General features: G+C 60.4%; 15 protein-coding genes. All 15 read right to left on the reverse strand.

Annotated elements, in window-relative coordinates:
- On the reverse strand, positions 1-2,911 hold a 2,911-nt coding region (locus WH299_RS27310), incomplete at its 3' end, for a DUF748 domain-containing protein (protein WP_339551849.1).
- 87 nt (positions 2,912-2,998) lie between these two features.
- Positions 2,999-4,015, reverse strand: a complete 1,017-nt coding sequence (locus WH299_RS27315; RefSeq protein WP_122728096.1) for a class I SAM-dependent rRNA methyltransferase — start codon at positions 4,013-4,015, stop codon at positions 2,999-3,001.
- A gap of 57 nt (positions 4,016-4,072) precedes the next feature.
- The gene (locus WH299_RS27320; protein ID WP_028617965.1) at positions 4,073-4,942 is read right to left on the reverse strand and encodes an oxygenase MpaB family protein; all 870 of its coding nucleotides are present in this window, start codon (positions 4,940-4,942) and stop codon (positions 4,073-4,075) included.
- A 16-nt stretch (positions 4,943-4,958) separates the two neighbouring features.
- Positions 4,959-6,896, reverse strand: coding sequence for an acetate--CoA ligase (gene acs / locus WH299_RS27325; RefSeq protein WP_339551852.1), 1,938 nt, complete (start codon positions 6,894-6,896; stop codon positions 4,959-4,961).
- Between the two features lie 105 nt (positions 6,897-7,001).
- Positions 7,002-8,666 carry a glucose-6-phosphate isomerase gene (gene pgi / locus WH299_RS27330; protein WP_122728099.1) on the reverse strand — a complete coding sequence of 555 codons (1,665 nt, stop codon included), beginning with the start codon at positions 8,664-8,666 and terminating at the stop codon, positions 7,002-7,004.
- 225 nt (positions 8,667-8,891) lie between these two features.
- The gene (panC, locus tag WH299_RS27335; protein ID WP_339551854.1) at positions 8,892-9,743 is read right to left on the reverse strand and encodes a pantoate--beta-alanine ligase; all 852 of its coding nucleotides are present in this window, start codon (positions 9,741-9,743) and stop codon (positions 8,892-8,894) included.
- A complete protein-coding gene (gene panB / locus WH299_RS27340; RefSeq protein ID WP_126570734.1) occupies positions 9,740-10,540 on the reverse strand; it encodes a 3-methyl-2-oxobutanoate hydroxymethyltransferase in 801 nt (266 codons plus the stop codon). The genes panC and panB overlap by 4 nt, the downstream gene beginning before the upstream one ends.
- Before the next feature lie 366 nt (positions 10,541-10,906).
- Positions 10,907-11,392 carry a 2-amino-4-hydroxy-6-hydroxymethyldihydropteridine diphosphokinase gene (folK, locus tag WH299_RS27345; protein ID WP_339551856.1) on the reverse strand — a complete coding sequence of 162 codons (486 nt, stop codon included), beginning with the start codon at positions 11,390-11,392 and terminating at the stop codon, positions 10,907-10,909.
- Positions 11,393-11,394: 2 nt separating this feature from the next.
- Positions 11,395-12,783 (reverse strand): polynucleotide adenylyltransferase PcnB, encoded by a 1,389-nt coding sequence (locus tag WH299_RS27350; protein WP_028617960.1) that lies wholly within the window; start codon positions 12,781-12,783, stop codon positions 11,395-11,397.
- Between the two features lie 75 nt (positions 12,784-12,858).
- Positions 12,859-13,032 (reverse strand): hypothetical protein, encoded by a 174-nt coding sequence (locus WH299_RS27355; protein ID WP_154670147.1) that lies wholly within the window; start codon positions 13,030-13,032, stop codon positions 12,859-12,861.
- A gap of 459 nt (positions 13,033-13,491) precedes the next feature.
- Positions 13,492-14,922, reverse strand: coding sequence for a sigma-54-dependent transcriptional regulator (locus tag WH299_RS27360; protein WP_123475624.1), 1,431 nt, complete (start codon positions 14,920-14,922; stop codon positions 13,492-13,494).
- Between the two features lie 22 nt (positions 14,923-14,944).
- On the reverse strand, positions 14,945-17,899 hold the full coding sequence (locus WH299_RS27365) for a sensor histidine kinase (protein ID WP_164393777.1): 2,955 nt from the start codon (positions 17,897-17,899) through the stop codon (positions 14,945-14,947).
- Positions 17,883-18,059, reverse strand: coding sequence for a hypothetical protein (locus WH299_RS27370; protein ID WP_003176118.1), 177 nt, complete (start codon positions 18,057-18,059; stop codon positions 17,883-17,885). Before WH299_RS27370 ends, WH299_RS27365 begins: the two co-directional genes overlap by 17 nt.
- Before the next feature lie 62 nt (positions 18,060-18,121).
- A complete protein-coding gene (gluQRS, locus tag WH299_RS27375; protein ID WP_323624955.1) occupies positions 18,122-19,009 on the reverse strand; it encodes a tRNA glutamyl-Q(34) synthetase GluQRS in 888 nt (295 codons plus the stop codon).
- Between the two features lie 83 nt (positions 19,010-19,092).
- Positions 19,093-19,533 carry an RNA polymerase-binding protein DksA gene (gene dksA / locus WH299_RS27380; RefSeq protein ID WP_122728109.1) on the reverse strand — a complete coding sequence of 147 codons (441 nt, stop codon included), beginning with the start codon at positions 19,531-19,533 and terminating at the stop codon, positions 19,093-19,095.
- Between the last annotated feature and the right edge of the window lie 9 nt (positions 19,534-19,542).

A 19,542-nucleotide genomic window follows, 5' to 3' on the forward strand; every position in this document is an offset into this window, starting at 1 on the left:
CGTCCAGATGCATAGGTGTAACGACCCGGCCATCCTTCTCGGCCTGGCCCAAGTTGGCATCAATGAAGTACACCCGGTCATCTTCCAGCTGGCCTTTGTCCACCAGGTAGTCCTTGATGGTGCTGGCGCGGTCTTGGCCCAGTTGGCGCAGTAGCACATCACTGCCACTCCAGAACTTGATCACGCCGTCACGCAGTTTCGCGCTACGGTCATCACTGCTCAGGTCTTTCCATTCGGCCGGCGGTTGTTGTTTCAGTCGGGTGCGGTAGATGCCTTCCAGCAGTGGCGCTTTCTCCTTTTCGGGTACAACCAGTAACGACGCTTGGGCTGGAACCTTGTCGCCACGACGTTGAAGAATCTTGTAGTAGTTGTACTGGTATTCACGTTCCAGTCGCTGAGCGGCGAGGAAAGGTCCATCGCTGCTGGCTGCCGCTGTGCCTTCGATCTCCAGGCGCAGGGTAGGGCGTTCTTTCAGTGCTTTGGCCAAGGTGTTCAGGGCGCCCTCAGCATCCTTGTTCAGTTCGCTGGAACCGGCGGCGAACGATACATTGCCGAGGTCTTCCGAGCCGCCGCCCGTCACCAACCCACCGATAAACTTGAAGGGCGCCGTTGCTGCACGCACTACCAGGTTTCGCAGGGTCTGCCAAACAATCGGCATCACGCTGAACTGCGGGTTATTCAGATCGCCTGTCACCGGCAGTTCGATGGAGATCTTGCCGTCGGAGTCCTTGAGCAACGCGATTGCCAGGCGAATCGGCAAATCCACGGCATCGGCGCTGTCGACTTTATCGCCCAGTTGCAATTGCTCGACCACCACTTTGTTCTCGGCCTTCAGCTGACCCTTGGTGATCACATAGTGCAGGTCGAGGTTCAGTCGCCCCTTGCGGATACGGAAACCGGCGAACTTGCCGGAGTAAGGCGTCAAGGTGGTCAGCTCAACGCGTTTGAAGCTGGTTGCGATATCCAACGCCGCCATCGGATCGAACGGGTTCACGCTGCCCTTGATGGTCACCGGCGCATAACGGTCAACCTTGCCCTTGATATCGACGCTGGCCGGTTTGGCCTGGCGACTGTCGATGGTGCCTATTTGCCCGTTGAGCTGTTGAATCGCCGTGGCGAAGTTGGGCGTCAGGCTGAAGTCGGCAAAGTTGGCCGAACCGTCGTTGATCGCAATCTGGCCGATACGAATGCCCAGCGGCTTTTCCTTGCTGGCGGGCTTGGGTGATTTGTCAGCGGGTTGTGGGATCAACAGGTCATCCACGTTGGTGGTGCGGTCATCGTTGATCATGAAACGTGCATACGGCTGCAGCAGGTTGACCTTATCGATCGACAGACTGTCGCCGTGCTGATAGTTGACGCCTTCGAGCACCAAGCGCTGCCATTTGAGGAAGTCGCGGGTCTTGAGGGTATCCAGGGTGTGCAACTGGTCGACCTGCGCTCGGCCTGTGACCTGGAGCTTCAAAGGATCGGTGCTTTTCAGGTTCACATCCAGATTGCTGCCGAGCATGCCGCTACGCAGTTCCAAGCGGATGAACGGGCTGATATAGGACTGCGCGACACGCAGGTCGATGTCCTGGGTATTCACTTTCAGCTTGGCGCTGACCGGGTTGAGGTTGACCTCGCCGGTCGCCTGGACCTTGCCTTGCTTGCCCAGGCCCGTGTCGACTTTCAATGTGAAGGGGTTCTGGTTGAGGCTATCGAAGTTCTGCACATCGACGTTCAGCGGGCCCACCTCCAACGCGACTGCCGGTTTGGCCTGGCGGTCAGCCAGGTGCACCTGATAGTTGCGCAGTTGCACGTCCTTGAGCAGCACTTGCCAGGGTTTGCTTGGCGCCGCAGGCTCGGCTTTTGGCGAGTCTGCGGTGGCGGGTGCATTTTTGGGCTCCGGTGCCTTGGCCGGTTTGCTCGGCTGGCTGGCGAACAGTTTCTGCCAGTCCAGTTGCCCATCGGCTTCCAGTGCCGCCCAGGTTTCCAGTTTGTTGCTGCGGATCTTGCCGACGACGACCTGCTGCTTGGCCAGGTCCACGGTGGTTTCGCTGACGTCCAGGCGCTCCAGGCGCACCAAGGGGCGGCCGTCCGGCGCCTTGATGGCAAATGGCGCAATGCTCGCGGCCGTGTTGGTCAGGCTCAGTTCGGTCTCTTTGGCCAGACTGAATTTGTACTCGGTGCTGAAGTTGAGCACACCGTCTTCCAGCACCAATGGCAGCGCGTCGCGGACGTAGGGCCACCAGGCTTTCATCTTGCCATCGGTGACTTTCAATGTGCCTTCGGAGGTGATCGGCACCAGGCTGAAATTACCTTTCCAGTCGATCTGTCCGCCTGCAGGCCCGGCTGCCACCAACGTCATGTCGGCGTTGTCTTCAGGCAGGGTGCTGAGATTTTTCAGCTCGAAGTCGAGCTTGTCGTAGAGGAATTCGATGGGTTCGCTGGGACGCAAATCTTCGAAATGCACATAGCCGCCCGCCAGCTTGATGCTGTCGATGCGCAGCGGAAACGGCTTGGCATTCGGATCGGTCGGGGTTGGCTCGCTGGGTGGCAGCTTGAACAACTGCGCGAGGTTCAATTGGCCGGACTTGTCGAACAACAGCTCGGTCTTGGGTTTGTCCAGTTGTACATCCGCGAGATGCAGGGCGCGGGTCCAAAGGCTGTCGATCTGCAGGTTGGCGTAGAGGCGCTCGAAACCCACTTGTTCCTTGCCTGGCTCACCGATTTTCAGCCCCCATGCCGTTACTTCCAGGCTGAACGGGTTGAGCTCGATCCGCTCGATCCGAGCCGGCAGCGTGGCGTAATTGGCCAGTTGCTGGTTGGCAATGCGCAGCGCGACACCAGGGAGAATCAGGAAACCCAGCAAGCTGTACAGGGCAAGGGCAGTCAACAAGGCGCCAGCGGCGCGAATCAATCCTTTGGGCATGGGGCGGCGCCATCTATGTCAAACAAGAGTGCCTTGGAGTATGGCACGGGATTTCGGTTCCGAAGAACGGGTCCTTTGGGAAACGTCTTACAACTGGAGTATCAGGGTTTTCAGGGGCGGCTGCTGATCCTGTGAGGGGAAGTCCGCGCCTGGCGTCATGATTTTCCAGTCGCGTACGGGGCGGCCGGCCTTTTCCGCGCATCGCAGGACTTGTTCACGCCAGTCCTCCATGCTGACTTTCGCCAGGTTGTTGCAGCAGATCAGCACGCCATTGTCGGCGGTGGCTAGCAGCGCGGGCTTGAGCAGGCTCTGGTAATCGCGCAGCAAGTCGACTGTGCCAAACGCGCTTTTGGCCCAGGCTGGCGGGTCGAGCAGTACCAGATCGTATTGACGCTGCTCCAGGCGTGGATAACTCGGCAGCTTCTGCCCGCGCCGTTGGGTGATCGGCAGCCCCGCCAATTGGCGGATCGCCGGGAAGTAATCCGACTGCACAAATTCCATAGTCGGCAGTTGCGGGTTCAGCAGGCCATTTTCGCGACCGACCGCTAGGTTGCCCTCGGCGAAGTCCAGGTTGCACACCTCGCGCGCACCGCCGGCGGCCGCGCTCAGGCCAACGCCGCAGGTATACGCGAACAGATTCAGCACGCTTTTGCCGGCGCTGTGCGCCTTGACCCAGCCACGGGTGTTACGCAAATCCAGGAACAGCAGCGGGTCCTGCCCGGCATGGCGCCCGCGCACGCGGTAATTGAGGCCCCACTCGTGGCCGATCAGGTCTTCCAGCGCAGCGGGCTCGGCACGATAAACCGTGTCTTCGCGGTCGATGCGCGAGTTGCCACGGGAACGGTCGTTGTACACCAGTAACAATTCCAGGCCCATGTACTGGTTGACCTGTTGATGCAGGTCCAGCAGCTCTGCGGTTTCCAGGCATTGGTGAAAGCTCTGCACCAGCAATTGCGGGCCGTAGCGGTCGATGGTCAGGCCGCCGGCGCCTTCCTGGCTGCCATGGAACAGGCGATAGCAGTCAGTGCCTTGGGCGTGCAGCTCATTGATCAGGTCTTGGCGATGATCGAGGGCGGCGCGCAGCGCCTGATTCAGAGAAGACATGGAGCGCGCCTTGCTGGGGAAATAAGGGCGCGAAGTTTAACAGCTATGCGCCGTGGCCTACATCAACCCCATCCGCCGATGGGCGCGTTGCACCGAACCATTGCGCATCGCCCAACGCAGCATCGGCGCACTGCGCTTGACCCCGGCACGGATCATCTGGCGTTGCAGCGGGCTTTGGTGTTGGTCGAGCATGGCGCTGGCCCAATCCGGCAGCAGGTCGATTCCGGCTTGCATCATCAAACTGCCAAAGGGCTTGGCCAGTAGGCTGGGGGAGGGCGCGTCAAGCAGTAAACGCAGTACTTCGCGGCTGCGATCGTCGCACAGCAATTGTGGGCGGATACGTGCCAGATAATCTGAAATTTCCTGCCGAGAGCGCGGAACATGCCGCGCACCTAACTGTTCGGCGACCAAGGCAATTTCGCTGTAGTAACGGTCCTGGTCTCGACCTGAAAGCTGCGGGTTGCGATAGCGCAGGTGAGCGGCGAGGAAGTTACTGACCTCCGCCACATGCACCCAGGTCAGCAACTCTGGGTCACTGGCCGCATAAGGTCGCCCGTCCGGAGCGTGGCCGACGACCTGCAGGTGAATGGTGCGGACTTTTTCGATCAGCCATTCGGCGTCTTTGCGCGAACCAAACGTCGTGCCCGAGATGAACTGCGAGGTGCGCCGCAACCGCCCGAGCATGTCCTGACGAAAGTTCGAATGGTCCCACACGCCCGCCAGGGCCAATGGGTGCAAGGCTTGCAGCATCAACGCGCTGATGCCGCCGATGAGCATGCTGCTGAAGTCGCCATGCACCTGCCAACTCACCGAATCGGGCCCGAACAGGCCGGGGTCGCCCTTGGGGTTTTCCAGGTCCAGTTGGCCCAGCGACAGGCCAGTCAGGCTCATCAACTGGCTTTCGATACGGCTGCGGATAAATTCCATGGCGACTCAGGGGGTCCTATCGGTTCAAGCGTTTGTCGATCAGGCCATCCACCACGCTCGGGTCGGCCAGGGTCGAGGTATCACCGAGGCTGTCGAGTTCGTTGCAGGCGATCTTGCGCAAAATCCTGCGCATGATCTTGCCGGAGCGGGTTTTCGGCAAGGCCGGAGCCCATTGGATCAGTTCCGGCTTGGCAAAGCTGCCGATTTCCTTGCCGACCAGCTCCAGCAGGTGCTTTTTCAGCGCATCGTCGGGTTCCACCCCATTCATGGGCGTGACAAACGCATAGATGCCTTGGCCTTTGATGTCATGGGGGTAGCCCACTACGGCGGCCTCGGCCACCAGATCATGCAGGACCAGCGCGCTTTCCACCTCGGCGGTGCCGATACGGTGGCCGGACACGTTGATCACATCGTCGATGCGCCCGGTGATCCAGTAGTCGCCGTCTTCATCGCGCCGCGCACCGTCACCGGTGAAGTAGTAGCCGGGGTAAGGTTTGAAATAGGTGTCGATCATGCGCTGCGGATCGCCGTACACGCTGCGGATCTGCCCCGGCCAGCTCGCTTTGATCGCCAGTACGCCGCTGCCGGCCCCGCTGAATTCTTTGCCCTGTTCGTCGAGCAGCACGGGCTGTACGCCAAACATCGGCTGGGTCGCGCAGCCGGGCTTGATGCGCTGTGCGCTGACCAAGGGACTGAGCATGATGCCGCCGGTTTCGGTCTGCCACCAGGTATCCACGATTGGACAGCGCTGCTCGCCGACGGCATTGAAGTACCAGTCCCAGGCTTCCGGGTTGATCGGTTCGCCGACGCTGCCCAGCAGGCGCAGGCTGGCGCGAGAGGTGCTCTCCAGCGGGCCATGGCCCTCGCGCATCAAGGCACGCAACGCGGTAGGGGCGGTGTAGAAAATATTGACCTTGTGCTTGTCGATCACCTGCCAGAAGCGTGAGCTGTCCGGGTAGCTCGGCACGCCTTCGAACATCAGCGAAGTCGCGCCGTTGGCCAGCGGGCCGTACACGATGTAACTGTGGCCGGTGACCCAGCCCACATCGGCGGTGCACCAGAACACTTCGCCCTCGCGGTAGTCGAGCACGTATTTGAAGGTCATTGCGGCTTGCAGCAGGTAGCCGCCGGTGGTGTGCAGCACACCTTTGGGTTTGCCGGTGCTGCCGGAGGTGTAGAGGATGAACAGCGGGTCTTCGGCGTCCATTGGCTCGGGCGGGCAGTCGCTGCTGGCCGCATCCAGGGCTTGTTGATACTTGAGATCGCGGCCTTCGCTCCAGTTAACGGTCGCTCCGGTGCGTTCTACCACCAGCACCGTGCTCACATTCGGGCAACTGGCCAGGGCTTTGTCGACATTCTGTTTCAGTGCTACCGGTTTACCACCGCGCACGCCTTCGTCCGCAGTGATTACGGTGCGGCAGTCGGCGTCGAGAATACGGTCACGCAAGGCATCCGGCGAGAAGCCGCCAAACACCACGGAATGTACCGCGCCGATCCGCGTGCAAGCGAGCATGGCGTAGGCGGCTTCCGGGATCATCGGCATGTAGATGCACACCCGGTCGCCTTTCTTTACGCCACGGCTTTTCAGCACATTGGCCAGGCGGCTGACGTTCTGGTGCAGTTGGCGGTAGGTGATTTTTGAAGATTTTGTCGGATCATCGCCTTCCCAGATGAAGGCCGGTTGATCGGCGCGCAGGGCGAGGTGACGGTCGATGCAGTTGTGGCTGACATTCAGTTGGCCGCCGGCAAACCATTGCGCAGCGCCGGTGTTGATGTCTGAGCGTTGGACGGTGTGCCAGGGGGTTATCCAGTCGAGAAAGCCTTTGGCCTGTTCAGCCCAGAACGTATCCGGCTGTTCGATGGATTGGCGATAGAGGCGCTGGTAGTCCTCCTGACTGAGTTGCGCAGCCCGGCGGACGGCATCGGCGGTGGGAAACGTGCTGATATCGAACATGAGCGATCCTTATTCTTGTTTTTGCGACAAGTGATAAAGATGCACCCTGCAAGGGGAGGGTTCAAGGCCAACGTCCAAACGGACGTTGGCCCTGCGATACCTGGATCAGCCGCGGTGACGACCGCGGAAGTAGTTGATCAGGCCCTGGGTCGAAGCATCTTCGGCCGAGGTTTCTTCGGCGCCGGTCAGGCGGTTGTAGACGCCCTTGCCCAGCTCTTTGCCCAGTTCCACACCCCATTGGTCAAAGGCGTTGATACCCCAGATCACGCTCTGTACGAACACTTTGTGCTCATACATCGCAACCAAAGCGCCCAAGCGACGCGGGCTGATGCGCTCGACCACGATGGTGTTGCTCGGACGGTTACCCGGGATCACCTTGTGCGGTGCCAGCTTCTGCACTTCGTCTTCCGGGATGCCTTTTTCACGCAGCTCGGCTTCGGCTTCGGCGCGGGTCTTGCCGAGCATCAGCGCCTGGCTCTGGGACAGGCAGTTGGCGTACAGCCACTGATGGTGGTCGGACACCGGGTTGAAGCTGACGATCGGCACGATGAAGTCGGCCGGGATGAGTTGGGTCCCCTGGTGCAGCAACTGGTGGTAAGCGTGCTGGCCGTTGCAACCTACGCCACCCCAGATCACTGGGCCGGTATCAGTGGCGACGGGGGTACCGTCCTGGCGCACGCTCTTGCCATTGGATTCCATGTCCAACTGTTGCAAGTGTTTGGTGATGTTACGCAGGTAGTGGTCGTACGGCAGGATCGCATGGCTCTGCGCACCCCAGAAATTGCCGTACCACACGCCCAGCAGACCCAGCAGCACCGGCATGTTCTGTTCGAATGGGGCGTTCTGGAAATGCTGGTCCATGGTGTAGGCACCGGACAGCAGTTCCTTGAAGTTGGACATGCCGATCGCCAGGGCGATTGGCAAGCCGATGGCCGACCACAGCGAGTAACGACCGCCGACCCAGTCCCACATCGGGAAGATGTTTTCTTCGCGGATGCCAAAGGCCACAGCCGCCGCGTTGTTGCTCGATACGGCGATGAAGTGGCGGTACAGCTCGGCTTCCGAGCCACCCTGGGCCAGGTACCAGGCGCGTGCGGCCTGGGCGTTTTTCAGGGTTTCCAGGGTATTGAAGGATTTCGACGAGACGATAAACAGCGTGGTCTCGGCGCGCAGCTTCAGCGTCAGCTCGTGGAACTCGCTGCCGTCGATGTTCGCCAGGTAGTGGCAACGCACGCCTTTGTGGGCGTAGGACAACAGCGCTTCGGAGACCAGCTCCGGGCCTAGGAACGAGCCACCGATACCGATGTTCACCACGTCGGTGATCGGCTTCTCGGTGTAGCCACGCCACAGGCCATCGTGAATGCGCCCGACCAAGTCGGTGATCTGGTTCAGCACCTTGTGCACGTCCGGCATGATGTTCACGCCATTCACCGACAGCTTGTCGCCCACCGGGCGACGCAAGGCGGTGTGCAGGGCCGGGCGACCTTCGGACGAGTTGACCGGCTCGCCGGCGTACAGCGAGTCGATCGCGTCTTTCAGGCCGACTTCTTTGGCGAGGCCCACGAGCAGGTCACGGGTTTCGCTGGTGATCAGGTTTTTCGAGTAATCGAGGAAAAGTCCGCAGCTGCTCAGGGTGAACTGGGAAAAACGCTGAGGATCGGCATTGAACGCTTCGCGCATGCTGAAATCCTGCATGGCTTGGCGATGTTGATTGAGCGCTTGCCAGGCGGGCAGAGCGGTAACGTCATGAGGAGTGCGGTAGTACGCCATCGCTGCGGGTTTCCTTTTATTACGGGGACTGCCTTTAGGACACTTCTAAGCCCGGAACGTCCAGTCTTTGATCAAGCATTGGGTTCCGGACAGCGCTAACCATAGCGCAGGGCGATTACATTAAACCTAGCGTGTCGATATGTCTTGGCTTTGTCTGCGCTAAGGCCGGTACTTTTTTATACCGGCCCTTTTTATTGACGCAGCGAGGAGGGCGATTGGAAGGGGTCAGTCGAGGGTCAGGTGCAGGTTGTCGATGAGCCGGGTAGCGCCGAGATAGGCGGCTACCAGGATCACGATATCCCGATCTTCGGCCGTGGCCGGGCGCAAATGCGCGCCCTGGCGCACTTCGAGGTAGTCCAGGCGCAACCCGGCGGCTTCGATCTGCTGGACCTGTTCGGCGCGCAGCTTGGCGAAGTCGTGGTCACCGGCTTTAATCGCGGCGCCAATCTGGCTGAGGCTGCGGTACAGCACCGGCGCAATGGCGCGTTGCTCGTCGGTGAGGTAGCCGTTACGCGACGACAGCGCGAGGCCGTCGTCGGCGCGCACGGTGGGCTCGCCGATGATCTGGATCGGCATGTTCAGGTCGTGGACCATGGCGCGGATCACGGCCAGTTGCTGGTAATCCTTCTGGCCAAACACCGCCATGTCCGGCTGGACCATGTTGAACAGCTTGCTGACCACGGTCGCCACGCCTTCGAAATGCCCGGGACGGCTGGCGCCGCACAGGCCTTCAGACAATTGTGGCACGCTGACGCGCGTCTGGCCGGTCATGCCGCCGGGGTACATTTCGTCGACGGTGGGCGCGAACAGCAGGTTGCAGCCCGCTTGCAGCAGCATTTCCTGGTCGGCGGCCAGGGTGCGCGGATACTTGTCCAAGTCTTCGCCAGCGCCAAACTGCAGCGGGTTGACGAAGATGCTGGCCACCACGAAATCCGCCTGCTGGGCGGCCTTGGTCACCAAAGTGGCATGGCCGCTGTGCAGGTTGCCCATGGTCGGCACAAAGCCAATGCGCTTGCCGGCGTTGCGGGCGTGAGTAACCGCAGCCCGCAATTCACGTACGGTTTTTACGGTGTTCATGCAGAGAATCCGTGTTCGGCGCCAGGGAAGGTCACGCCTTTGACTTCGGCAACGTAGGCACTCAATGCGGCGTGAATGCTGTCCTGGCCGGCCATGAAGTTCTTGACGAACTTCGGCACACGGCCGCTGATCGACAGGCCGAGCATGTCGTGCAGCACCAGCACCTGGCCATCGGTGGCCGAGCCTGCGCCAATCCCGATCACCGGCACTTTCACGGCCTGGGTGATTTCTGCCGCCAGTTCGCTCGGCACGCATTCGAGCAGGATCATTGCCGCGCCGGCCTGCTCCAGAGCGATGGCATCCGCGCGCATCTGCCGCGCCTGGGCCTCATTGCGGCCTTGTACCTTGTAGCCGCCGAGGATGTTCACCGACTGTGGCGTCAGGCCCATGTGTGCGCACACCGGCACGCCGCGTTCCGCCAGCAGGCGGATCGACTCGGCCAGCCATACTGCGCCTTCGACTTTGATCATGTGCGCGCCGGCTTGCATCAGCTTGCCGGCATTCTGGAAGGTCTGTTCAAGCGTCGCGTATGCCATGAATGGCAGGTCGGCGATGATGAAGGCGCCATCGTTACCGCGCTTGACGCTGGCGGTGTGGTACGCAAGTTCATCAGTGGTGACGGGCAGGGTGCTGTCATTCCCTTGAAGAACCATGCCGAGGGAGTCGCCCACTAGCAGCACTTCAACCCCAGCCTGGCAACTGGCGTGGGCGAAGGTGGCGTCATAGCAGGTCAGCATGGCGATTTTTTCACCTTTGAGCTTGAGGCTCTGCAAGGTGGTCAGGGTAATGTCTGGCATGAAAAGGGTCCTCATTCAGGCGCTTGGAAACAGCGAGTAACGCGCGTGAGTCTTCGTTTATACAGGCGCACTGTCTTGAGAGCAGTGCTTATATGGCCTGGATTGCGCCCTTTAGCGCCGGGTTGGCGGCAGCGGGACGCCTATAGTCGTGAGGAGGGCACGGGAAGTCAATTGGATGTGTTACCGCATTGTTACGATGACGGTGTTACCGCTGTTACTGACGCGATTCAGCAAGTGGGAAAGCGATTTTGAGGGCGTAGGTGATCAAAATGTGGGAGCTGTCTTGCCTGCGATGCAGGCGCCTCGGTCTTTCAGTGAAACCGAGGTGATGCTATCGCAGGCAAGCCAGCTCCCACATTGATCGAGTCAGTTTTGGGGCAAGCGTTCCAGGCCGACAAACGGGCAGGCGGTCAGCAAGTCGTTGAGCGTTTGACCGTTGGGCAGTTGCAGCGATGCGGGCGCTAGCTCGGCCAGTGGATACAGCACAAATGCGCGCAGGTGCATCTGGTAGTGCGGGACCTTGAGGCGCGGCTCATCGATCAGTTGATCGCCAAACAGCAGGATATCGAGGTCGAGCGTGCGCGGGCCCCAGCGTTCAAGGCGTTCGCGGCCCTGGTCGTTTTCGATGGCTTGCAGCGCATCCAGCAACTCCAGGGGCGCAAGGCGACTGTCCAGGGCGGCAACCGCATTGGTGTAGCGCGGTTGGCCTGGGAGCAGGGAGTCACTTTGATAAAAGGCGGACACTCCAGCGACCGTGGTGCCCGGCAATTGCGCCAGTGCTTCGATAGCGCTGCGCAATTGCTGGTCCGGGGCAGCCAGGTTGCTGCCCATGCCGATGTAGATGCGTTCCACGTTTATTCGCCCGAGGCGTCAGCCGAACTGCGCTTGCGCTTGCTGCCACTGCGACGACGTTTCTTCGGGCCTTCGCCGTCGCCTTTGCTGCCGAGGTCACGAATCATGTCGCGGCGCTCGCTGTCATTGGCGTCCTGGTAATCGGTCCACCATTCGCCCAGGCCGTCGGTCTGCTCGCCGGCACTTTCGCGCAGCAGCAGGAAGTCGTAGCCGGCGCGGAAGCGCGGGTTGTCCAGCAACAGGTCGGCGCGTTTGCCGCTGCGGCGTGGCAGACGCTCCTGCATGTCCCAGATCTCGCGGATCGGCATAGTGAAGCGTTTCGGAATAGCGATGCGCTGGCACTGTTCGGCGATCAGCTCATGCGCGGCTTCCTGCATGGCCGGGATCGGCGGCATGCCACGCTCCTGCAAGCGCAGTACGCGTTTCGGCAAGGCTGGCCACAACAGCGCGGCAAACAGGAATGCCGGGGTGACCGGCTTGTTCTGCTTGATGCGCAGGTCGGTGTTGATCAGCGCTTCGCTGATCAGGGTGTGGGTGTACGTCGGGTTGTATTCCAAAGCCTCGGCGCTGGCCGGGAACAGTGGGTCGAACAACTGCAGGTCCACCAGCATTTCAAAGGTGTCGGCGGCATAACCCGAGAGGAACAGTTTGAGCACTTCTTCGAACAGGCGCGCCGAGGGGATTTCCCGCAGCATCGGTGCCAGTTCACGAATCGGTGCGGCGGTGTGGCGCTCGATGCCGAAGTTCAGCTTGGCGGCAAAACGCACGGCCCGCAGCATGCGGACCGGGTCTTCCTGGTAGCGCTGGACCGGGTCGCCGATCAGGCGGATCAGGTTGTTGCGAATGTCGTGTACGCCATTGGCGTAATCGAGGATGCGCTCGCTGACCGGGTCGTAATACAGGGCGTTGATGGTGAAGTCGCGGCGTTGCGCGTCTTCTTCCAGGGTGCCGTAGACGTTGTCGCGCAGGATACGCCCGCTTTCGTTGCGGGAGGACTGATTGGTGTCTTCCTCTTCATCGTTTTGCGGATGGCCGGCACGGAACGTCGCGACTTCAATGATTTCGCGACCGAAGTGAATATGCACCAGCTTGAAGCGTCGGCCGATGATCCGCGCATTACGGAATTCGGCACGCACTTGCTCAGGCGTGGCGCTGGTGGCGACGTCGAAGTCCTTGGGCGTGATGTTGAGCAGCATGTCGCGTACGCACCCGCCCACCAGATAAGCCTGGTAGCCGGCGTTCTGCAAACGTTCGACGATGTTCACTGCATAACGGCTGAATTGAGCGCGTTGCAGCGAATGCTGGCTGCTGTTGAGCACTTCAGGCGTGCTGCGTTTGTGTTGCGTACGACGCAAGGGAGAACGGAATGACTGGAACAACTTCTTCAGCATGGGATGCACTGTTTGAAGGAATGTTCGGCCATAACGAAGAATGACCGCATGATGGGCGGGGATTCTAGCATTTAGTCAGGGGATGGTGTAGGAACAAGCTGCAAGCCCCAAGCCAAAAGCTTCAAGAGATTGCTGGACGGTCAAATCGCGGAAACTACAAGGGGAGCCGAAGCTCCCCCAGAAGTAGTTGCGTGCTCTATTTTTATTATTGATTTCGGGCTTCTTGTTTTTGTTGATCGCCCTCGCCATGAATCTTCACCTTCATGACACTCCCAATCGGGAGTCAAGAGCAAACGGATTGCTTTGGTCGCTGTGTTGCTGATCTACGATCCAACCAGTTCAGGCTCTGCCTTAGGGCAGTTTTTGTTGTTCTCGGCCTGGTTGCGGGGCAAGCCCCAAATGCAACGCCTCTCCAAAAGAATCAGTTAGCTGCGCCTCCGCCGTGTTGTTTTTGTTATGCGTGAGTCGATTCGTCTTATTTTTATTGTCTTGTACAAAGCTTGTTATTGTTTTTGTACTAAGCATATAGCAGGGTGCGTGCCAACTTTTGCCTAACCCAGCAAAACCGGGGGGTTGAGGTGGTTTCGGGTTTTTGACGGGCCAAAAAAAGCCGGGGCTTCGTTACCGTAAGCCCCGGCTTTTGTTACGCGAAATATCCGCGGTAACAGTTTTTTCACATTGGTGGGTGTTACCTGTGGGCGCGCACCCTTAACTCTCGCTGGCCACACCGGTCTTGCGCCGTGGAATGCCCAGGCGCTGGCGGCGTTCCCACAGGCATTTGCGGCTTACGCCCAGCTTGCGCGCCAGTTCGGTCTCGGTCATGTGGTCCTGATGCTCAAGGACGAAATGCTGGAAGTAGTCTTCCAGCGACAGGTCTTCGGTCGGCTCATGGCTGGTATTGCTGCCGCCGCCCTGTTGAGGCGCCAGGCCGATGAAGTCGTCATCCTCCAAGTCACTGAGCTCGATATCGATGCCCAGCAGTTCGGCGGAAATCTCCGGGCTCTCCGACAGGATCACCGCGCGCTCCACCGCATTCTCCAGCTCCCGCACGTTACCCGGCCATGAGTAATGCCGAATCGCCTGCTCGGCGTCCGGCGCGAACTTCAGGTCGGTACGGTTGATACGCGCGCTCTGGCGCAGCAGGAAGGCATTGGCGATCTCGTTGACGTCGGCGCCACGCTCACGCAGGGCCGGCAGCTTGAGGGCGATCACGTGCAGACGGTAATACAAGTCTTCACGGAACTGGCCGATCTTGGCCAGGCTCTTGAGGTCGCGGTGAGTCGCCGCGATCAGGCGCACATCGACCTTTTGCGACTGCACCGAGCCTACGCGGCGAATTTCACCTTCCTGTAGCACACGCAGTAACCGCGCTTGTGCTTCCAGTGGCAATTCACCGATTTCATCGAGGAACAGCGTGCCGCCGTCCGCCGCTTCCACCAAGCCCGCACGCCCGGCGCTGGCGCCGGTAAACGCACCTTTCTCGTGACCGAACAGCTCGGACTCGATCAGGGATTCGGGGATCGCAGCGCAGTTCACCGAGATCATCGGCGCCTTGGCGCGCTTGGACAGGTTGTGCAGGGCACGGGCCACCAGTTCTTTACCGGTGCCGGACTCGCCCTGGATCAAAACATTTGAGTCAGTCGGCGCGACTTTACGGATCTTGCCGTACAGGTCCTGCATCGGTGGGCAAGAGCCGATGATGCCGATCTCGCCGTTGCTGTTATCAACCCCCGGCTTGTCGGCGGTTTTGCCCGCTGGACGTTGCTCGACCGGCGCACTGCTGGCCGATTGACGGTCACGCAGGATACGGGCCACGGCCTGAAGCATCTCATCATGGTCGAAAGGCTTGGCGATGTAGTCCACCGCGCCCATCTTCATCGAGTCGACCGCCGAGCGCAGGCTGGCATAGCTGGTCATGATCAGCACCGGGGTGCCCTGGCCAAGCTTGATCAACTCGGTGCCAGGCGCGCCAGGCAGGCGCAGGTCACTGACAATCAGGTCGAACGTGGGAATGCTGAACCGCTCCTGGGCTTCCTGCACCGAGCCGGCTTCGCTGACCTGGTACTGATTACGTTCAAGCAGGCGACGCAAGGCAGAGCGGATAATGGTTTCGTCTTCGACGATCAAAATGTGCGGCATTGATTCAATTCTCTCGACGGTCTCAGTTCACAGCGGACGTCGCTTCGACATGACGCGGCAAGGTCACCCGAATACGGGTGCCGCGTTGGCTTTCGGTGTCAGCCGGGCTGTCGATGGTGATTTGTCCATAATGCTCTTCAACGATGGAATAGACCAGTGCAAGGCCCAGACCGGTACCTTCACCTGGGTCCTTGGTGGTGAAGAAGGGTTCGAACAATCGGTCCATGATGTTCTGTGGAATACCGCTACCTTCATCTTCGACGATCAGATCGACCGTATGTTCGAAAGCCTCGGTCTTGACGCGTACCGCACCGCCGGCCGGGGTGGCGTCACGGGCGTTGGACAACAGGTTGATCAGCACTTGGGCCAGGCGTTGTGAGTCGCCATCCACCCAGTGGTCGGGATCGCACAAATTGAAGAACTGTACTTCGAAATTGCGCCGGTTCAAGGCCAGCAGCCCAATGGCATCCTGCGCCACTTCGGCCAGGCATACCGCTTCGTCCTGATTCTGATGGGCGCCGGCGTGGGCGAAGCTCATCAGCGACTGCACGATGCGAGAAACGCGCTTGGTCTGTTCGAGGATCTGCCCGCTGATCTCGGTGATTTCGCCGTCTTCCTCGCGCTCTTCCCGCAGGTTCTGCGCGAGGCAAGCGATACCGGTGATCGGGTTGCCGATTTCATGGGCCACGCCCGCCGCCAGTCGGCCGATGCTGGCCAGACGCTCGGAGTGCACCAGCTTGTCTTCGAGCATCTGGGTTTCGGTCAGGTCTTCTACCAGCAACACCAGGCCGCTGTTACCGGGCGCCAGGGGTTCGTCGATGGCGGCTTTGTGCAGGTTGAGCCAACGGGTCTGGCCGTCGAGGGCCAGGTGCTGCTTGTGCAAATGTTCGTCGGGCAGGTTGATGAAGCCTTGCAGCAATTCTTTCCACGGGTCGCCCAGGGTATTGAGGCGTGAACCGACCACCCGCTGCGCTGCGATACCGGTGAGTTCTTCCATGGCCTTGTTCCACATCAGGATCTCCTGGTCCTTGGCCAGGGAGCACACGCCCATGGGCAATTCCTGCAAGGTCTGGCGGTGGTAGCGGCGCAAGGCATCGAGTTCGGCGGCGAGACCGGTAAGGCGTGAGTGGTAATCCTCCAGCCGGCTCTCGATGAAATGGATGTCTTCGGTCACATAGTTTTCGCCGCCGGCCTTATAGGGCAGAAAGGTTTCCACCATGTCCTGGGACACGCTCGGCCCCATCAAGCCGGACAGGTTGGCCTCGATACGGTCACGCAGGCGCCGCAACGCGTACGGGCGCCGCTCGTCGAACGGCAGATAGAGATCACGCAGCGCCTGTTCAACTTCCTTCTGCGCCGCCTTGGCGCCCAGGGGCTTGGCCAGTTGCGTGGCGAACTCCTGGGGCGAGGCTGCATGCAGTTCGCGGCGTTGCGGGCGGCGTACGTTATCCACCGCGCACGCTTCGGCGGCGCTGGTTTCTTCCGGGCTGGCGTTGGTGAACAGGGAGATCAGGGTGAACATCAGGACGTTGGCGGCCAGGGAGGCAATCGCAGCCATGTGCCAACTGGTGTCGTCCAGCACGTAGATCATGTTCAGCAACGGGATGTAGAAACCCTGCAGATTGCCGACCAGCGGCAACAGCATAGTCACGATCCACACCAGGATTCCGGCCAGCAAACCGGCGATGAAACCACGGCGATTGGCGGTCGGCCAGTACAGTACCGAGAGCACGCCTGGGAGGAACTGCAAGGTGGCGACAAACGCAACGATGCCGAGGTTGGCCAGGTCCTGCCCCGCGCCCAGCAACAGGTAGAACCCGTAGCCGGCCATGATGATCGCGACGATCAGCGCGCGGCGTGTCCATTTCAGCCAGCGGTAGATATTGCCTTCGGCTGGCGGCTGGTACAGCGGCAGCACCAGGTGGTTGAGTGCCATGCCGGACAGTGCCAGGGTCGTGACGATGATCAGTCCGCTGGCCGCTGACAATCCACCGACGTAAGCCAGCAGCGCCAAGGCCGGGCTGTTGGCAGCAATGCCAATGCCGAGGGTGAAGTATTCAGGGTTGGTGGTGGCCCCCAGTTTCAGGCCTGCCCACAGGATCAGCGGTACCGCCAGGCTCATCAACAGCAGGAACAACGGCAAGCCCCAACTGGCGCTGACCAGCGAGCGCGGGTTGAGGTTCTCGGTGAAAGTCATGTGGTACATGTGCGGCATCACAATCGCCGAGGCGAAAAACACCAGCAGCAGCGTGCGCCATGGGCCTTCCTGCAAAGGCGTGTGCAGGGCGGCAAGGGCGGTCTGGTTTTGCAGCAGCCACAGTTCCAACTGCTGCGGGCCGTCGAACACGCCGTAGAGCGCATACAGGCCGACGCCGCCGATGGCGATCAGCTTGATCACCGACTCAAAGGCAATCGCAAACACCAGCCCTTCATGTTTTTCGCGGGTGGCGATATGGCGTGAACCGAAGAAAATCGTGAACAGCGTGATCAGCGCACAGAAGGCCAGCGCTACGCGATGTTGCACTGGCTCGCGGGTCAGGATGCTGATGGAGTCGGCCACGGCCTGAATTTGCAGGGCCAGCAACGGCAACACGCCGATCAGCATGAAAATAGTGGTCAGCGCACCGGCCCAGGTGCTGCGAAAGCGGAAGGCAAACAGGTCGGCCAGGGAAGACAATTGGTAGGTGCGGGTGATCTTCAGGATCGGGTACAGCAGCACCGGCGCCAGCAGAAATGCGCCGGACACCCCTAGGTAGCTGGACAAAAAGCCATAACCGTACTGATAGGCCAGGCCCACGGTGCCATAGAACGCCCAGGCACTGGCGTATACGCCGAGGGACAAGGTGTAGGTCAACGGATGGCGAATGATCGCCCGCGGAATCATTCCGCGCTCACTGATCCAGGCGACTCCGAACAACGCGGCCAGGTAGGCGGCGCTGATCAGCAGCATCTGGGTGAGGCTAAAGCTCATCGGCATCTTTTTGGCTCTGCAGGATGAAAGTCACGACGATCAGGATCAGCCACAGCAGATAAGGGCGATACCAGGCGCCCGTGGCGTCGATCCACCAATCCATGATGGCGGGGGAAAACAGGTAGATCCCGACGACCAGCAGCAGGACCAATCGATAGATGTACATGTTGGCCTCTGTCTAAAAACGTGCGGCGATGGTAACGGATGCTTGGCAAGCTGCAAGCGCCTTCAGCTCAATTGCGCTTCGGCCAGCGTGAGTGTGCGCGGGATCTGCGTGGCATCCCAGTGCGTAATGCCCCAATCCAGCAGTTCCCGCGGGCTGGCGTGCAACAGTTCGTCATCGGGTTGCTGGCCGAGGGCGCGCAGGGCTCTCAGTAGCAAAGGCGTGGCCTGGTCGGGTGTCAACGGCGGGGAACGGTAGGATTTGCCCAGTTTATTGCCGTCCGGCTGGATGATCAGCGGCACGTGCAGGTAGCGAGGTTGGCGCAGGCCGAGCAGTTCTTGCAGGTAGAGCTGGCGTGGCGTTGAGTCCAGCAGGTCGGCACCGCGCACGATATCGGTCACACCTTGCCACGCATCGTCGAGCACCACGGCCAGTTGATAGGCGTAGAGGCCGTCGCGGCGACGGATGACGAAATCGCCTACATCGCGGCCCACGTGCTGTCGGAATTCGCCCTGGACGCGGTCGGTAAAGTGGTACTCAAGCTCTGGAACGCGCAAACGGATGGCGGCGTCTTGCTGGGCGTGGCCGGCATTGCGGCACAGGCCAGGGTAGATGCCGTTGTAGGGCTCCAGCTGTTTGCGCGAGCAGGTGCAGGCGTAGGCCAGGCCGTGGTTGAACAGGTCATTAAGCACTTTGGCGTAGGCTTCATGCCGCTCGCTTTGTCGGACCAGTTCGCCGTCCCACTCGAAGCCATAGCTTTCCAGGGCATGCAGGATCGCCGCTTGGGCGCCGGGCTCTTCACGGGGTGGGTCGAGGTCTTCCATGCGCATCAGCCAGCGGCCATGGTTGGCGCGGGCGTCAAGGTAGGAGGCGAGGGCGGCGACCAGGGAGCCGAAATGCAAATGGCCGCTGGGTGTGGGGGCAAAGCGCCCGATATAGGTAGAGGCTGTCATGGGCCGGATACTACTGGAAATTCGGTAAACGCCAGCAACAAAAATGGGGCGTTCGCACGCCCCATTCGTTCAGCTCGGCTGGATTACTTGCCGACCTGTTTTTCCTTGATTTCAGCCAAGGTCTTGCAGTCTACGCAGAGGTCCGCGGTTGGGCGGGCTTCCAGGCGACGAATACCAATCTCGACGCCGCAGGATTCGCACCAGCCGTATTCTTCGTCTTCGATCAGTTGCAGCGTCTTGTCGATCTTCTTGATCAGCTTGCGTTCGCGATCACGGGCGCGCAGTTCAAGGGCGAACTCTTCTTCCTGGCTGGCACGGTCGGCCGGGTCCGGGAAGTTGGCGGCTTCGTCCTTCATGTGGTCAACGGTGCGGTCGACCTCTTTCATCAAGTCCTGCTTCCACTTTTGCAGGATATTGGTGAAGTGCTGGCGCATGGGCTTGCCCATGTACTCCTCACCCTTCGCTTCGACGTAAGGTGTGAAGCCACTGAGGCTCTGCTGCTGTTGCTTTGCTGGGGTGGACATGAATAGACC

The sequence above is a fragment of the Pseudomonas sp. MYb541 genome (assembly GCF_037479595.1).
GTDB lineage: Bacteria > Pseudomonadota > Gammaproteobacteria > Pseudomonadales > Pseudomonadaceae > Aquipseudomonas > Aquipseudomonas canadensis.

Coding starts and splice junctions, on each gene's coding strand:
- WH299_RS27315 (WP_122728096.1), bottom strand. CDS start 4,015: ATGTCTTCTCTGAATCAGGCGCTGCGCGCCGCCCTCGATCATCGCCAA.
- WH299_RS27320 (WP_028617965.1), bottom strand. CDS start 4,942: ATGGAATTTATCCGCAGCCGTATCGAAAGCCAGTTGATGAGCCTGACT.
- acs (WP_339551852.1), bottom strand. CDS start 6,896: ATGTTCGATATCAGCACGTTTCCCACCGCCGATGCCGTCCGCCGGGCT.
- pgi (WP_122728099.1), bottom strand. CDS start 8,666: ATGGCGTACTACCGCACTCCTCATGACGTTACCGCTCTGCCCGCCTGG.
- panC (WP_339551854.1), bottom strand. CDS start 9,743: ATGAACACCGTAAAAACCGTACGTGAATTGCGGGCTGCGGTTACTCAC.
- panB (WP_126570734.1), bottom strand. CDS start 10,540: ATGCCAGACATTACCCTGACCACCTTGCAGAGCCTCAAGCTCAAAGGT.
- WH299_RS27350 (WP_028617960.1), bottom strand. CDS start 12,783: ATGCTGAAGAAGTTGTTCCAGTCATTCCGTTCTCCCTTGCGTCGTACG.
- WH299_RS27355 (WP_154670147.1), bottom strand. CDS start 13,032: ATGGCGAGGGCGATCAACAAAAACAAGAAGCCCGAAATCAATAATAAA.
- WH299_RS27360 (WP_123475624.1), bottom strand. CDS start 14,922: ATGCCGCACATTTTGATCGTCGAAGACGAAACCATTATCCGCTCTGCC.
- WH299_RS27365 (WP_164393777.1), bottom strand. CDS start 17,899: ATGCCGATGAGCTTTAGCCTCACCCAGATGCTGCTGATCAGCGCCGCC.
- WH299_RS27370 (WP_003176118.1), bottom strand. CDS start 18,059: ATGTACATCTATCGATTGGTCCTGCTGCTGGTCGTCGGGATCTACCTG.
- gluQRS (WP_323624955.1), bottom strand. CDS start 19,009: ATGACAGCCTCTACCTATATCGGGCGCTTTGCCCCCACACCCAGCGGC.
- dksA (WP_122728109.1), bottom strand. CDS start 19,533: ATGTCCACCCCAGCAAAGCAACAGCAGCAGAGCCTCAGTGGCTTCACA.